The sequence below is a fragment of the Sphingopyxis sp. 550A genome (assembly GCF_053569535.1).
Genome location: NZ_CM131615.1, coordinates 1,827,154 through 1,841,670, shown reverse-complemented (window position 1 = coordinate 1,841,670; position 14,517 = coordinate 1,827,154). Strand labels below are relative to the sequence as shown.

Sequence of the window (14,517 nt, the reverse complement as noted above, 5' to 3'; positions counted from 1 at the left end):
GCGGGAGGGGATGATGAAAAAGAGCTTGCGGGCGCTGACGGCGCTCTTGCTGCTGCTGGCCGTCGCGGCGGGCGCGGCGATGCTGTTCCAGCGGCCGATCGGCCTTTGGCTTTATCAGCGCGGGCTCGACAGCCAGGCGGGGCGCGACAATCTGGCGAAGCTGCCCGACGGCCTGCATGTCGGGCTGTGCGGCACCGGGTCGCCGCTGCCCAACCGCGACCGTGCGGGCGCCTGCACCGTGGTGATCGCGGGCAAGGCGATGGTCGTCGTCGATGCCGGCGAAGGCGGTGCGCGGAACATCGCGCTGATGGGCCTGCCCAATGGCAAAATTCGGGCGCTGTTCCTGACCCATTATCATTCGGACCATATCGACGGCCTCGGCCCGATGATGCTGCTGCGCTGGACGGGGAGCGGCAACAAGAGTCCCCTCCCCGTCTATGGCCCGACCGGGGTTGAGGCGGTGATCGGCGGTTTCGACGCGGTCTATGCCGCCGACAACGGCTATCGCACCGCGCACCATGGCCCGGTGATCACGCCGCCCGAGGCTGCAGGCGCAACGGCGATGCCATTCGCGGTGCCGACGGGGCCGGTGGTCGTCTATGAAGCCGATGGGCTCAAGGTCACGGCCTTCCCGGTCGATCATCGTCCGGTCCAGCCCGCGGTCGGCTATCGCTTCGATTACAAGGGGCGCAGCGTCGTGATCAGCGGCGATACCGCGAAATCGCCGATGGTCGAACGTGTCGCCAAGGGCGCCGACCTGCTGATCCACGAAGCATTGCAGCCCGAAATGGTGACGATGCTCGCGGCGCGGCTGAAGGCGACGGGGCGACCGCAAACCGCCCAGATCATGCACGATATCCTCGATTATCACGCCAGCCCGGCGCAGGCCGCCGAAAGCGCCGAGGCCGCGCATGTGAAGATGCTGGTGCTCACCCACATCGTGCCGCCCTATCCGGGGCGCTATCTCGACGCGGCGTTTCTTGGTGGTGCAAAGGGCAAGTTCGAGGGGCCGCTGATCGTCGGCGAGGACGGCGACAGCTATTCGCTTCCGGTCGGAAGCAAGGCGATCACGCGCGGCAACTGGTTTTAGAGTGCGATGACTGCGGATTGATCCACCTCGTCATTGCTTCGCTTCGCTCGCAATGACGATTCCAATCAAGGTCACCCCGCTCTGGTCACGACCACGACCGCGCCTTCGCTGGCGTAGGCGCCGCGCCGTTCGGCCATCGCCAGCGTGACCGGAAGCGCCGCGCCTTCGCGCGTTACCAGTGCCGAGGTCAGGCGCGCGGGCGTACCGGTGCGGAACAGGGTTTCGAGAGCGTCGAGAAAAGCCGCGCGTTCGCCCATCGCGATCAGCGCCGAAAAGCGCACGCGGCGGATTGCGGCGGGATCGACGCCGATCATCGCGGTCAGTGCCTCGTTCGCATCCTCGACCGCTTCGCGCACCGAAATCCTCGCCCGGCCGATTTCCCCTTGCACCTCGATCGCATCGGCTAGCGCGCGCCGCGCATCGTCCATCGCCTGCCCGTCCATCGCGGCGCTGATGTCGCGCAGGACGATTGCGCCGCCGACCGGCAGCGGCACCAGTTCGACATGCTGCCATTGGCGCGGCCGCAGCAGACCTGGGACATCACCCGCGAAACGCTCGCGATGATCGAGCAGACGGTTGACGTGAGCGAGCAGCAGATGGCCACCGAGCGCTGGCACGGCGTCGGCGAGCGGGCGGCCGATCAGCTCTGCCGCCGCGGTTTCGAGCATGTCCGAGGCGGTGGGATTGACCGCAGCGATCCGGCGCTCGCGGTCGATAAGGATTGCGCCGTCGCGGATCGATTCGACCAGATCGGCAAGCGAGTCGCGCAGTGCCGATGAAGGCGCGCTTGCATCGCCCAGCCGGCGATAATCGTCGAGCGAAATCAGCACATGGGCATCCTTGCCGTGATGGGTGACGACCACCGGTCTTCGCGCCGCCTGCAATCGCCAATTGCCGAAGCCGCGAATGAAGTCCGCTGCCGACACGCGTTGCGTTTCTCCGACCCTTGCCACACCTCGCCTCCCCATGAAGTCCTTTGCTGCTTTATGAGCGGAAGTGGCGCCCGGCGGCGGGCAAGCGAATCCGGATCGGCGCCGATATGGGATCAGACAAGCTTCGCGCGTCCGCAGCGCAAAGCATTCACCCGCGCGTCGGCCTCGCCGACATGGACGCCGAGCGTTTCGGTCAGTCCCTCCAACACCCCGTCGAGCACCGGCGCGGCGAGACCCAGTGCCTCGCCAACCACGCCCGAAAGCGCGTTGAGGCCGAGCCCAAGACCCAGGATGTTGACCTTGAGGTCGATCCGGTCGGCGAGCGACTTGGCTGCGCCCGCGACGAGCCCGCTGCTTTCGACGGTCTTGACCGTGCCGTCGTCGATGTCGTCCCGCGTGAAGCGCGCCGGCTTTTCGTTGAGGTCGGAGAGGACGAGTTCGGCTTTCCCCTCGACATTGGCGAGCGGCAGTTTGACGAGCTTGACCGGCGCAGGGTCGAGCGGGCGCTGCATATTCCGGAAATCGCTGTCGGTGACCGACCCGATGGCGAGCTTCGCAGGCGAAGTCGTGATGCCGAGCGTTACGGCGTCGCTGTCCCCGGCAAAGCAATCGATATCGGTAATCCGCGCCGAGGCCGATCCGAGCTCGGCGTAGACCGGAATCTCGACGCTCGCGAGCGGTAGCGCGACTTTGGTCACCAGCTTCAGCCGCACCTGTGCGGTCCGCACGACGACCTGCTGGGTGTCGGTGACCGCGATCAGCGGAGAGTCCGCGGGCGGCTCGCCGATGAGCAGCGCGATGTCGACCCCCGATCCGCCGGGCAGATTGCTGGCGACCGAGAGATCGACCTGGCGGTTTGCATTGGCGAGCAGCAGCATCGAGCGTAGCAGGCTGAGCGCGTTGACCTTGACCGGGTTCGCTTCATCGACGCGAATGCTCGACGAGCGCGGGCCGAGATCGATCGCGCGTGAAGGAAAGAGGGTTTTCGGCACCGCCTTGGTCGCGAGCGCGCTGAGCGCGGTGGCTGCCTGCCCGTCGCTCGCCGCCGCGAGCGCCGACAGTATCTGCGGCAGCGTCGCCTGCGTGTCGAGCGTCTGGCCGAAGGTCAGCACATTGGCGCCGAGCTCGGTCCGCAGCGCGTCGGAGAAAGCGAGCAGATCGACGTCAGCACCTGCGAGGGCGTTGTAATCCATCACCGACAGATTGACCTGGCTTCCCGTCAGCGCCGACAGCAACGCGTTCGGCACTCCGCCGTGGAGCGCCGCGACGCGCGAGCCGAGCGAAAAGGCGGCATAGCCCCGCCGCGCCGCTGTGGCCGAGGCGCCAATGACTGTTTCGTCGCGGCCGGTCACGAAGCGGCCGAAGAACATTGGCCGGTCGCGGGTCAGCACGATGCGGACCGCGTTCGGCGCGCCGCCCCCTGCCGTGAAGCGCTGTTCGGCGGGAACGTCAGGATCGGGCTGATACGTGCCGGTCGTCAGCGACGCGATAGCGATGGCGCAATTGCAGTTGGCGGCGATGATTCGCTCGGCCGCCGCGCGTTCCTGGCCGGGTCGCCCGGCTGCGGCGAGCGCGGCGGCGTCGGCGATCCCTTGCAGTTTGCGGCGATCGAGGGTGAAGGAGCCGAAATCGACCGCAAGCGCAGCCGCGCCGATCAGCATCGTGAGCGCGAAAGCGGAGGCGATGCTGATGCCGGCGCGTCGGTCTTTCAGAAGGGTGCGGAAGAACGCCATGTCAGTCCACCGGAAGCTCAAAGGTCGCGCGGGCGCGGATGACGTTGCCCGGCGAAGGGACGAAGGAGGAGCGGATGAGGCTGGTAGCGGGGACATTATAGGTGACGGCGACGGTTACCGCGTCGCTGGTCTCGCTCACCGCGACATTGCGCGTGGCGGGGGTGAAGCCCGCGATCGCCTGCATGCTGCGGTCGACGGCGCGGGTCGCGATCGCGCTGCGGTCGGCGGCATCTAGCCCGACGATCGCGGCGCGGGCGCCGTCGTTCGCCGCTTGCTGGACGCTGTGCGCGAGCAGGAAATATTGGCCATAGACCAATATGCCCATGAGGAGCGCGAGGAAGAGCGGCAGCACGAGCGCCATCTCGACCATCGCGGCCGCCCGCTCGCTTCGCGCCAGACGGGCGGGAAGCGAACGAGCGGACCGCTGCAAGGGATCGGGAGCCATCATCCGCCCAGCATGGCGCGGGGCGATGAAGGCGGGGTCGAAGCGGCTGCGCGTCGATTTTGCAGATTTTACAGAAGGAGCGCGGCGTGCGAGGCTCGCAACTCCGTGCCTCCTGCCGGAACGTTAACGGCCCCGGCAGGCGGTGCGCGGAAAATCCGTCATTCGGCGGACTGCTGCGCCTCCAGCTTGTCCTGGGTGCGGAGGTCGAAATCGGAGGCGTCGTGGCGTTCGCGAAGCTGGCTCGCCGGGTCGCCCACCACCCGGTTGACCATCCGCCCGCGCTTCACCGCGGGGCGCGCCGCGAGCTGGTCGGTCCAGCGCTGGACGTTGCGATACTCCTGCACCTGCAGAAACTCGCCTGCCTCATAGACGAGACCTTTCGCGAGCGCGCCGTACCAAGGCCAGATCGCCATATCGGCGATCGTATAGTCGGACCCCGCGATATATTCGCTTATCGCGAGCTGCCGGTCGAGCACGTCGAGCTGGCGCTTCACTTCCATCGCGTAGCGGTTGATCGGATATTCCTGCTTGAACGGCGCATAGGCATAGAAGTGACCGAAGCCGCCGCCCAGGAAGGGGGCGCTCCCCATCTGCCACATCAGCCATGACAGCGTCTCGGCGCGCTTCGCGGGATCGGTGGGAAGGAAAGCGCCGAATTTCTCGGCGAGATGAATCAGGATCGCGCCCGATTCGAAGACGCGGATCGGTGCCGGCCCGCTGCGGTCGATAAGCGCGGGGATCTTGCTGTTCGGATTGGCGCCGACGAAGCCGCTCGAAAACTGGTCGCCCTCGCCGATGTTGATCAGCCATGCGTCATATTCGGCGCCGCTGTGGCCGGCCGCGAGCAGTTCCTCGAGCATCACCGTGACCTTCACCCCATTGGGCGTGCCGAGCGAATAGAGTTGCAGCGGATGCTGGCCGATCGGCAGCTCCTTGTCGTGCGTCGGACCGGCGACGGGGCGGTTGATGTTGGCAAAGCGACCCCCGCTTTCCTTGTCCCAGGTCCAGATCTTCGGCGGCACATATTCGGCTTGATCGGTCATCGGGAACTCCTGAGCTAAATCTATACTGATCGGTATCTAATGCTGCGAGGTACCGCCGTCCAGCACCGGCGGCTCAAATAATATTTTGCGCTCGCAAAGCCGAAATCGCTTCGGCGTCGTAACCGAGTTCGGCGAGGATCGCGTCGCTATGCTCGCCGACCTGCGGCGCGCGCGTGGGCGCGGGCCTGGCGCTGGCCGACAGGCGGATCGGGGCGCGGATCATCGGCACCTCCTTCACCGCGCCCGGATAGGCGACCGGCTCGACCAGCCCCATCGCGGCGACCTGCGGCTGCGCCAAGGCTTCATGGGGGCGCAGGACCGGCGCGGCGGGGACGCGCGCGGCGGCGAGTTCGGCGATCGCCTCGGCGCTCGTCCGGCCGATGCACCACTGCTGCATGATGACGCTGAGGTCGTCGCCATTATCGCCGCGCAATATGTCGCTGGCGTAGCGCGGATCGTCGACGAGTTCGGGGCGGCCGACCAGTTCCGCCCAGCGCGCGAAGATGCCGCCGCCGACGATCTGCGTGACGATCCAGCCGTCGCGGGTGCGGAACAAGTCGGTCGGCGCCGAGCTGTAGCTGCGATTGCCGATCGGCTGGCGCTCGATCCCGTTCAGCGCGTGATCGATGGTGAGCGCATTGGTCATCGCGAGCGCGGTGCCGAGCAGCGACCCCGACACGCATTGCCCCTTCCCCGTCGTCTCGCGCTCGCGCAGCGCGACCATGACGCCGAAAGCGGTATGCAGCGCGGTGCCGAAATCGACATAATTGACCTGTGCGCGACAGGGCTGATCGGGCGTGCCGGTCAGATGCACCGCCCCCGACATCGCCTGTCCCACCGCGTCGAACCCGACATTCTTCGCGAGCGGCCCCTCGCTACCGAAAGCCGAGGCGGTCGCGAGGATGATGCGCGGGTTGATCGCCGACAGGCTGTCATGATCGAGCCCCAGCCTGACGAGCGCGTCGTGCGGCAGGTTCGCGACGACGACGTCGGCGGTTTCGACGAGGCGGCGGACAATCTCGCGCCCCTCGGGACTGCCGGGCTTCAGCGTCAGGCAGCGCTTGGCTCGGTTCATCTGCATGAACATCGCACCCGATCCGTCCTCGGCGACCGGCACGGTGAAGCGGTCGTCGTTGCCGCCCGGTGCCTCGATGCGGATGACATCGGCGCCGTAATCGGCGAGCAGCGCCGCGCAATAGGGGCCCGCGATGTAGCGGCCGAAATCGAGCACCCTTATTCCGGTCAGCGGCACGCGTCGTTTCTCCCCGATGTTTTCCATCGGCTAGCAGCCGCGCGCCGACGCTGCCAAGCGCCTTTGCGCCGCAATCCCCCTTTTTCGGCAGGGCGACGATCGGGCGCGGCCAAAATGTGACGAGAGGCTTGCAAGATGTCCGAGCCGCCGCTAGGGGGCACTCCTCTCAGCGAGGAGAGTTGGCTGAGTGGTCGAAAGCGTCGCACTCGAAATGCGAAGTGCCGGCAACGGTACCGAGGGTTCGAATCCCTCACTCTCCTCCAGAGCCTCTTCCAAAGGGGTTCAGCGCAGACCACCAGGATTGTTTTTCTTCCCATAAAACCGTCGTTTCCGAGCCCTACCGGGTTCGGCCATGTTCAGTCGCCTCCGCCTTCGGCGTGGTCCCAGAACGTGGTCCCGGTGCGCGAAAACGTGGTCTCGGAGAAAAGCAATGTTGAACGACGCAAAACTACGCAGCGCCAAGCCCCGCGATAAGGCTTACAAGCTGACGGACAGCCACCGCCTCTATCTTCTCGTAAAGCCCAACGGCGGGAAGCTCTGGCGATGGAACTACGCCTATGGCGGCAAGCAGAAGAGTATGCACTTCGGCATCTATCCGATGGTGAGCCTCGTCGAAGCGCGGACCAAGCGCAACGAAGCCCGCGCGATCCTAAGCGAAGGCAAAGACCCCGCGATCGTGAAGAAGCTGACCATCGAAGCGAATCGCAAGGCAGCCGCCTGCACCTTCGAGCGGGTCGCGAAGGAATGGCACGAGGTATTCAAGTCGCAATGGGCGGTCGCTCATGCCCACGACGTGATTCGCAGCCTTGAGCGCGACGTCTTTCCCGCCATCGGCAAATATCCGATCATGGACCTGACTCCGCCGATCGTCCTCAAGGTGTTGCGCGCGATCGAGGCGCGCGGGTCGATTGAAATTGCGAAACGTGTCCGGCAGCGCATTTCCGCCGTCTATGTCTATGCCATCGCCGAAGGCGTCGCGACGTCCGACCCCGCCGAGAAGCTGGCCGCCGTGTTGAAGCCGCTTCGCAAGGGTCGGCAACCGGCGATCACCGACCTTGAAAAGCTGCGCGAGATGATCGGCAAGGTCGAAGAGGATTATGCCCGCCCGGTGACGCGCCTCGCCATGCGCTTCCTCGCCCTGACCGCCGTGCGTCCCGGCGAGTTGCGCGGCGCGCGCTGGGACGAGTTCGAGGACTTGGATGGGGATGAGCCACTTTGGCGGATTCCCGCCGCGCGCATGAAGGGTGACCTTGATCGCAAAAATGAAGAAGGCGGCGATCATCTTGTGCCGCTGTCGTATCAGGCCGTCGCCATCTTGCGGGCGCTATGGCCGCTGACGGGGGCGTGTCCCCTGCTCTTTCCGAGCAATCGCCATCCCCATCGGCCCATGAGCGAGAACGCTATCGGCTATCTGCTCAACCGCGCGGGCTATCACGGCTATCATGTACCGCACGGTTTCCGCGCCGCTTTCTCGACGATTATGAACGAATGGGCGAACCGCGAAGGCAATGCGGGCGACCGGCAGATCATCGACTTGATGCTAGCCCACGTCCCGAAGGAGAAAGTTGAAGGCGCCTACAACCGGGCGGCTTACATGCCACGTCGTCGGGAATTGGCGCAGATTTGGGCCGACATGCTTGTCACGACCCTGCCGTCTCCGGTTGCGCTGGTCGAGCGCCCGTCGAAGGAGACTGGCGAACGTTCGCGGCGGCGGGTGCCGCAGCCGGTTTCGGCGGATTTCCGCTTTCCGGCTCGCGCGCGGGCGGCATAGGCGGCAAGCGGTGCGGCCATCGCCGCACTGCTCCGCTAATAATTGGATGGGCGACGACCCAAAGTCCCAGCGCCGAAATCAGGGTCGCCTGTCGGCAGGCTTAGGCCGACCAGGCGGCCCGGATTTTGACGGTTTGGTCGCGGACGGCACTGGAACGCTAAGGGGTCTGAAACTTCCGATCGCGCTCTTCACTAGGTCATCGACCTGCTCGATCATATCTCGCGATTCGAGGAACAGGTCGCAGGCATGAAGCTGCGTGGAACCGCACTCCGGGCAGGTTCGCCGGACCGGCCCCGCAAGCGGCGTGACGACCCGAACGACCTCCTTGAACCCGCAATCGCAGGCGAGGTTCATGTCGAAATCTTCGCTTCTCTGTCCCATGACCCTATGCGCCTTTCGCAAGACCTACGCCCTGAGTCTCAACGACAGTGCGCCGCAGAAAGCTGGTCTGTCAGGGAAGTGGAACGCGCCAGACCGGCGTGTTCGCTGCCGCCATCATAGCGCACCGCCCGGCCTGGGTCAAAAGCGGCGCCACTTCGGCCGCGCCGATGCTCGAAGCATCTGAAACGCCGGTCTTTCGTCGATTGTATGTTGACCAGCCAAGGCTCACCACCGCGTCATCACAACCCGTCTTGCGCCCGTCCGAATTGTGAATCATCCTCGCGCGCGAGGGTGAGGGACATGGTGAACCAGCGACGATCAATCGAGTATAGCGAGCAAGACAAGGCGGTCCTCAATCGGCTCGACCGCAAATTTCGCCGCTCGCTGCTTACCTATTTTGGTCGCAGGACGAAGGATCGCAGCGACCTGGAGGACATGGTTCAAGACGTGTTCGAGCGTCTGCTCAAACGCGGCGGCGCGTCCGAGCTGGAGCGCCAGAATATCAGCGCCTATGTGTTCGAGACGGCAAGCAGCGTTCTGACCGATCATTTGCGAAAGAAGATTACGCACCGCGATCATCTTTACGAACCATTCGATCAAAATCGACACGGCGAGAAGGATTTTTCGCCGGAGCACGTTCTTATATATCGGCAGCAGCTTGAGTTGACCTCTGCGATGCTGCTCGAATTGCCCGAGGAAACGCGGGCGGTATTCTTGCTCAGGCGCGTGGAGGGAATGAAGGTGAAGGACGTAGCGGCCCGACTTCGCATCTCCGTATCCTCCGTCGAGAGGCACATGCGGGTCGCTGTCTGGCACGTCATGCAACGAAGCAGCGGCGAGCAATGACGCGAAAGCCCGGCCCGACTTGGGAGCAGCGCGAGCGCCTGGAGGCCGCCGCCGCCTGGTTCAACCGTGTCGGGTTTCCGGACGATCCGCCCCGCCCGGAAGATCTGGAAGCGTTCGAGCTATGGAAAGCGGGCAGCCCGGAAAATGTCAGGATGTTCAACATTGTGAAAGATGAGATGCGCCCTTACGACAATCCTTTGTTCCGCTTCCTGCTCAAGGAGCGCGTCGCGGCGCTTGAAGCCGAATCCGACGCGAAGGACTGACCGCCAGCCATGAACCAGCCCCGCCCCTTGTCGGTTCGCGGCATGACGCCGGACGAAGCCGCCGCCGCGTGGATTGTCCGCGTCGAGGACGGCCCGCTCAGCGCCGCCGATCAGGCCGCGTTCGATGAATGGAAAGCCGATTCGCCCGCGAACGTCGCCGCCTATGAACGCGCCGAAGCGGCCTGGGGACTTTACGAGAACCCGCCGAGCGACCCGGTGATGGACGCGATGCGCGCCTCCGCCCTCGCCATTCGGCCGAAGCCGAGGCGTGGCTTGTGGGCCGGGGTCGGCGTCGGGGTCGCGGCCTCGCTGCTCGCCGCCGTCGCGCTCGGCACCGGCCTGCTGTCTTTCGGGCCACAGGCTGACGCGCCGCAGCTCGCGGCCCAATCCGCGCCAGCGGCCAGTGCAACGTCCGATTTGCCCGACGAGGGCGAGTTCGCTACCGCCAAGGGCGAGCGCCGCACCGTGCAACTGGCGGACGGAACCGCCGTGACGCTCGACACCGATAGCGCCATTCGTGTCGGCTATATCGCGGAGCGCCGCATCGTCCGGCTGCTCCGCGGACAAGCGTTGTTCGCGGTTGCCAAAGACCCGAACCGGCCGTTCGTCGTTCGCGCGGGCGCCAATCAGGTCACGGCGCTGGGCACGGTGTTCGCGGTTCGGCTCGACGCCAGCCGCATGAAGATCACGCTCGTCGAAGGCAAGGTGGTCGTTGACGACGCCGACGACGGCCCGCGCGAACCCTCAGCCGTCATGGTGCCGGTCGTCCTCGCCCCCGGCCAAGCACTGGTGACGACGGAGGGCGCGAAGCCCGTCGTGGCGAAAGTGGACGTGGCTCAGGCGCTTCGTTGGCGCGAGGGCTTTGTCGAGTTCAAGGATACATCGCTTGCCGAGGCCGTCGCCGAAATGAACCGCTATTCGGCCAAGCAGATCGTCCTGGGCGATGCCGCCACCGGCAATCTGCGCGTCAGCGGCGTGTTCCGCACCGGCAACCCCGAACGCTTCGCCGCGATCGTCGGGGAATTGCTGCCCGTCCGCCAGCGCGACCTGTCCGATGGCGGCGTCGAGTTGAGCGCCAAGGGCCGATAGGTTCGGCGCGAAAAAGACTTCCGCGCCCCGAAACCGGGGCGGCGATTAAATTTTTTTCATGCAAATTTGACGCTACGTAATGGCTGCATTTTGGCGCTGATTGCGCCATAATCTGGTCCTTGGGGTGAAGGGTTTTTGCGCGGGCCACGTTCTGATGTCTGACGCCGCTAACGGCGCGATGGCATCACATGGGGGAGGCAAGCATGAAATCCGCAACACGCACCGCAATTTCGTTCAAGGCGGCGATGTATCTCGGGGTCGCCGCGCTGGCGGTCGGCATGACCAGCCCGGCGCAGGCGCAGGCGGCCGAGGCGAAGCAGGTCGACATTCCGGCGCAGTCGCTCGCCGATACGCTGACCCAGATCGGGCGCCAGACCGGCAGCGAGGTCGTGTTCCAGCCCGCCGACGTGCGAGGCCACAGCGCCCCCGCCGTGCGCGGCGCGCTGACCGCCGATCAGGCATTGGGCGCGGCGTTGCAGGGCAGCGGCCTCAAGGCGCGGCGCACCGCGCAGGGCGCCTATGTCATCGAGCAGGATACCGCGTCGGGAAACGCGGCGACGGCCGCGGCCGATGACTACCGTGCCAACGAAATCGTCGTCACCGCGCAGAAGCGGGTCGAGTCCATTCAGGACGTGCCGATCGCGATGACCGCGCTGTCGCAGGACGATCTGACCGAGCAGAAGATCGAAAGCGGCTCCGACATCATGCGCGCTGTGCCGAATCTTACGTTCAGCAAATCCAATTTCACCAGCTACAACGTCTCGATCCGCGGCATCGGCACAAAGGCCATTTCGGCCACGACCGACCCCGGCGTTGCGGTCAGCTTCAACAATGTCGGCGTCATTCACAACCGCTTTTTCGAGCAGGAATTCTTCGACATGGAACGGCTGGAGGTGCTGCGTGGGCCGCAAGGCACCCTCTATGGCCGCAACGCCACCGGAGGCGTCATCAATCTGATTTCGGCCAAGCCGAAACTCGATCGCTTCGAGGGCAACATCAAGGGCGAGGTCGGCAATTACGACAGCCGCCGGATGAGCGGAATGCTGAACATCCCGATCGTTCCCGATCATTTCGGTCTGCGCATCGCCGGGTCGCTGACGGACCGCGACGGCTACGACTATAACAGCGTGACCAAGAACCGCGTCAACGGCCGCGATCTTTATTCGCTGCGCGCGACGCTGGGGTTCGAGAACGACTGGCTGCGCGGCAATGTCGTCTGGGAACGGTTTCGCGAGAACGACAATCGCTCGCGCACCGGCAAGCAGCTTTGCCACCGCGACGACAGCCCGGAGATGATCGGATCGACGCCGACCGCGGATACGAACTATCCTGGGTATGATCCGGGCCTCTACACCCCCCTTCGCCAAGGCCTGTTCAGCACGGGTTGCAAGGCGGGCAGTCTGTATGACGACGGTGCGTTCGGGACGCCGAACGGGCTTTCACTACCCTTCATCATTGGACTCGGGATCGTGGATGATTCGTTTGGCTACGGCGCTACGCCTGATGGCCAGCGAGCGCACGTGATCAATTATGTTGACCCTTATGGCGGCGCGATGCAATCGCGCAATCTGCGAGAAATCGCTTCCTTCAACGATCCGCGTTATCGGGCAAAATCTGACATTCTTGAACTCAATCTCGATGTCGATGTCGTGGACGGACTGACCTTTTCGTCGCAGACCATGTTCAATTGGGACAGTGTCTACAGCTTTCAGGACTACAACAGGTTCAACACGTTTCCACTGTTTGGGGACTCTTCGGGGCTTGTCAAAAGTGTTACCAACAATAGCCCCAGTCCGTACCGGAACCTGACTCCGGGCGGCGTCTTCTGCGATCCGCAGATCGGTTGCTCCGACACGCTCGGCGTTTTCGACATATCGTCGGCGACCTCCAAGCAGTTCGCGCAGGAATTCCGCTTGCAGTCGAGCTTCGACGGACCGTTCAATTTCAGCGTCGGCGGCAATTATACGAAGTTTAAGACGCAGACCGATTATTATGTCATGTCGAATATCTTCACGCTCCTCGCGATGCTTCCGCCGTCAAACCAGACTGGCGATATTACGACGTGCGGATTCACCAATTTCTATCTTTTTTCCCTTCATGGCGCGCCGACGCCGATTGAAAATTCGCGCTGTCCCTATATCGATCCGAATCCGGTCGAGAGCATTAACGGCCAAGGGCACAATTATTTCCGCAGTTCCAACCCCTATAAGCTCGAAAGCTATGCGGCCTTCGGGGAAGCCTATTACAACATCAACCCCGACCTGAAGCTAACGGCGGGACTACGTTACACGCATGACGAAAAGAGTTTCACGCTGGTGCCCAGCCAATTGCTGACGGCGCCGACGGCGACGGGGTTGGGGCTCGTCAACATGGGTTATCCCTCGACCGGTGTTCTCGAACAGAAATGGGGAGAGTTCACCGGCCGCATCGGTCTCGACTGGAAACCTGATCTGGGATTCACCGACCAGACATTGCTCTATGCCTTCTACAGCCGCGGTTACAAGGCGGGAGGGGCCAATCCGCCGACGCCGGGTTTCGCGGCCGATCCGGACGAACTGTTGGAACGCGGCATCATGACGCAGGCCGACTATAATCTTTTTGCTGCAAGTGGCTTTTTTCCGGGCTTTTTCCCGCTGGGGCAACTCACCGGCGTCAACTATGGCCCGACTTTCGAGCCCGAATTCGTCAACGCGTTCGAGATCGGCGCCAAGAACGCGCTGATGGGCGGGCGGCTGATCCTCAACGCCAGCGCCTTCTTCTATGACTACAGCAATTATCAGGTGTCGCAGATCCGCGACCGCACGGCGGTCAACGAGAATTTCGATGCGAAGATGTGGGGCGGCGAACTGTCCGCCATCTTTGAGCCCGTCGATCGGCTGCGCTTCAACGCCAATGTCGGCTATCTCGGCACGCGCATCGGCAAGGGGATGAAGTCGATCGACCCGATGAACCGTACGCTGGGCAACCCGAACTACACCGTGGTCAAGCCGTGGGTGCAGTTGCCCTCCAACTGCGTGTTGCCGACCCCCGTTGTCGAAGGCTGGCTTGCGCGAGACCATGCCCTTGTGAACTCATGGAAATTGTGTGGGGGGATCGGCGGCCTCTTTAGCAATGGTTTGGCCATCAACGATCCGGCGACCGGCCAAGCCTATGACGTCGCCAACTATCCCGAACTGAACGGCGGTGCGGGCCTGTATAGCGACGTGTCGGGCAACGAACTGCCCAACTCGCCGCATTGGACGGTCAACCTCGGCGCAGAATATACCATCCCCTTCAACGACGGTTGGAGCGCGACGGTTCGCGGCGACGGTTACTGGCAGGCGAAATCGTGGGCGCGGGTTTACAACCTGAACCCCTATGACCGGCTGCGTGACTGGACCAACTTCAATATTTCGCTGCGCGTCGATGGTCCCGATGACCTGTCGATCGAAGCCTATGTGAAGAACGTATTCAACTCGACGCCGATCACCGATGCCTTCCTGAACTCCGACGACAGCGGCCTGACGACCAACGTCTTCACCCTCGACCCGCGCATCATCGGGTTCAGCATCGCCAAGAAATTCTGAGTCCTCTCTCCACTGGGGGAACGCCTCGGGCCGATGCCTCGCTTGCTCCCGGGCAAGCATCGGCCCGGCTTTTTTGGACCGGAAAACAGTCTCTCGCACTCCCTCT

General features: G+C 64.0%; 11 protein-coding genes and 1 tRNA gene. 7 read left to right on the top strand and 5 right to left on the bottom strand.

Features of this window, described 5'->3' with window-relative positions; genetic code table 11:
* Window positions 1-10 precede the first annotated feature (10 nt).
* Window positions 11-1,090 (top strand): MBL fold metallo-hydrolase, encoded by a 1,080-nt coding sequence (locus ACVENA_RS08880; protein WP_449328497.1) that lies wholly within the window; start codon window positions 11-13, stop codon window positions 1,088-1,090.
* A 71-nt stretch (window positions 1,091-1,161) separates the two neighbouring features.
* Here the strand turns inward: ACVENA_RS08880 and ACVENA_RS08875 are convergent, their stop codons facing one another.
* The 5 genes from ACVENA_RS08875 to ACVENA_RS08855 form a co-directional block, all read right to left on the bottom strand.
* The gene (locus ACVENA_RS08875) at window positions 1,162-2,016 is read right to left on the bottom strand and encodes a PAS domain-containing protein (RefSeq protein WP_449328496.1); all 855 of its coding nucleotides are present in this window, start codon (window positions 2,014-2,016) and stop codon (window positions 1,162-1,164) included.
* A 119-nt stretch (window positions 2,017-2,135) separates the two neighbouring features.
* Window positions 2,136-3,755 carry a TadG family pilus assembly protein gene (locus ACVENA_RS08870; RefSeq protein ID WP_449328495.1) on the bottom strand — a complete coding sequence of 540 codons (1,620 nt, stop codon included), beginning with the start codon at window positions 3,753-3,755 and terminating at the stop codon, window positions 2,136-2,138.
* 1 nt (window position 3,756) lies between these two features.
* Window positions 3,757-4,203 carry a TadE/TadG family type IV pilus assembly protein gene (locus ACVENA_RS08865; RefSeq protein ID WP_449328494.1) on the bottom strand — a complete coding sequence of 149 codons (447 nt, stop codon included), beginning with the start codon at window positions 4,201-4,203 and terminating at the stop codon, window positions 3,757-3,759.
* Window positions 4,204-4,358: 155 nt separating this feature from the next.
* Window positions 4,359-5,243: a glutathione-dependent disulfide-bond oxidoreductase gene (gene yghU / locus ACVENA_RS08860; protein WP_449328493.1), complete on the bottom strand. Its 885-nt coding sequence runs from the start codon at window positions 5,241-5,243 to the stop codon at window positions 4,359-4,361.
* Window positions 5,244-5,316: 73 nt separating this feature from the next.
* Window positions 5,317-6,522: a CaiB/BaiF CoA transferase family protein gene (locus ACVENA_RS08855; RefSeq protein WP_449328492.1), complete on the bottom strand. Its 1,206-nt coding sequence runs from the start codon at window positions 6,520-6,522 to the stop codon at window positions 5,317-5,319.
* Window positions 6,523-6,668: 146 nt separating this feature from the next.
* On the opposite strand from ACVENA_RS08855, the gene ACVENA_RS08850 reads away from it, so the two are divergent.
* The 6 genes from ACVENA_RS08850 (at window position 6,669) to ACVENA_RS08825 (ending at window position 14,411) form a co-directional block, all read left to right on the top strand.
* Window positions 6,669-6,758, top strand: a tRNA-Ser gene (locus ACVENA_RS08850).
* Window positions 6,759-6,925: 167 nt separating this feature from the next.
* Window positions 6,926-8,266, top strand: a complete 1,341-nt coding sequence (locus tag ACVENA_RS08845; RefSeq protein WP_449328491.1) for a tyrosine-type recombinase/integrase — start codon at window positions 6,926-6,928, stop codon at window positions 8,264-8,266.
* A 681-nt stretch (window positions 8,267-8,947) separates the two neighbouring features.
* Window positions 8,948-9,493, top strand: a complete 546-nt coding sequence (locus ACVENA_RS08840) for an RNA polymerase sigma factor (RefSeq protein WP_449328490.1) — start codon at window positions 8,948-8,950, stop codon at window positions 9,491-9,493.
* Window positions 9,490-9,756 carry a hypothetical protein gene (locus ACVENA_RS08835; protein WP_449328489.1) on the top strand — a complete coding sequence of 89 codons (267 nt, stop codon included), beginning with the start codon at window positions 9,490-9,492 and terminating at the stop codon, window positions 9,754-9,756. The genes ACVENA_RS08840 and ACVENA_RS08835 overlap by 4 nt, the downstream gene beginning before the upstream one ends.
* 9 nt (window positions 9,757-9,765) lie before the next feature.
* Window positions 9,766-10,845 (top strand): FecR family protein, encoded by a 1,080-nt coding sequence (locus ACVENA_RS08830; RefSeq protein WP_449328488.1) that lies wholly within the window; start codon window positions 9,766-9,768, stop codon window positions 10,843-10,845.
* A 203-nt stretch (window positions 10,846-11,048) separates the two neighbouring features.
* Window positions 11,049-14,411 (top strand): TonB-dependent receptor domain-containing protein, encoded by a 3,363-nt coding sequence (locus tag ACVENA_RS08825; protein WP_449328487.1) that lies wholly within the window; start codon window positions 11,049-11,051, stop codon window positions 14,409-14,411.
* The last annotated feature ends 106 nt before the right edge of the window (window positions 14,412-14,517 follow it).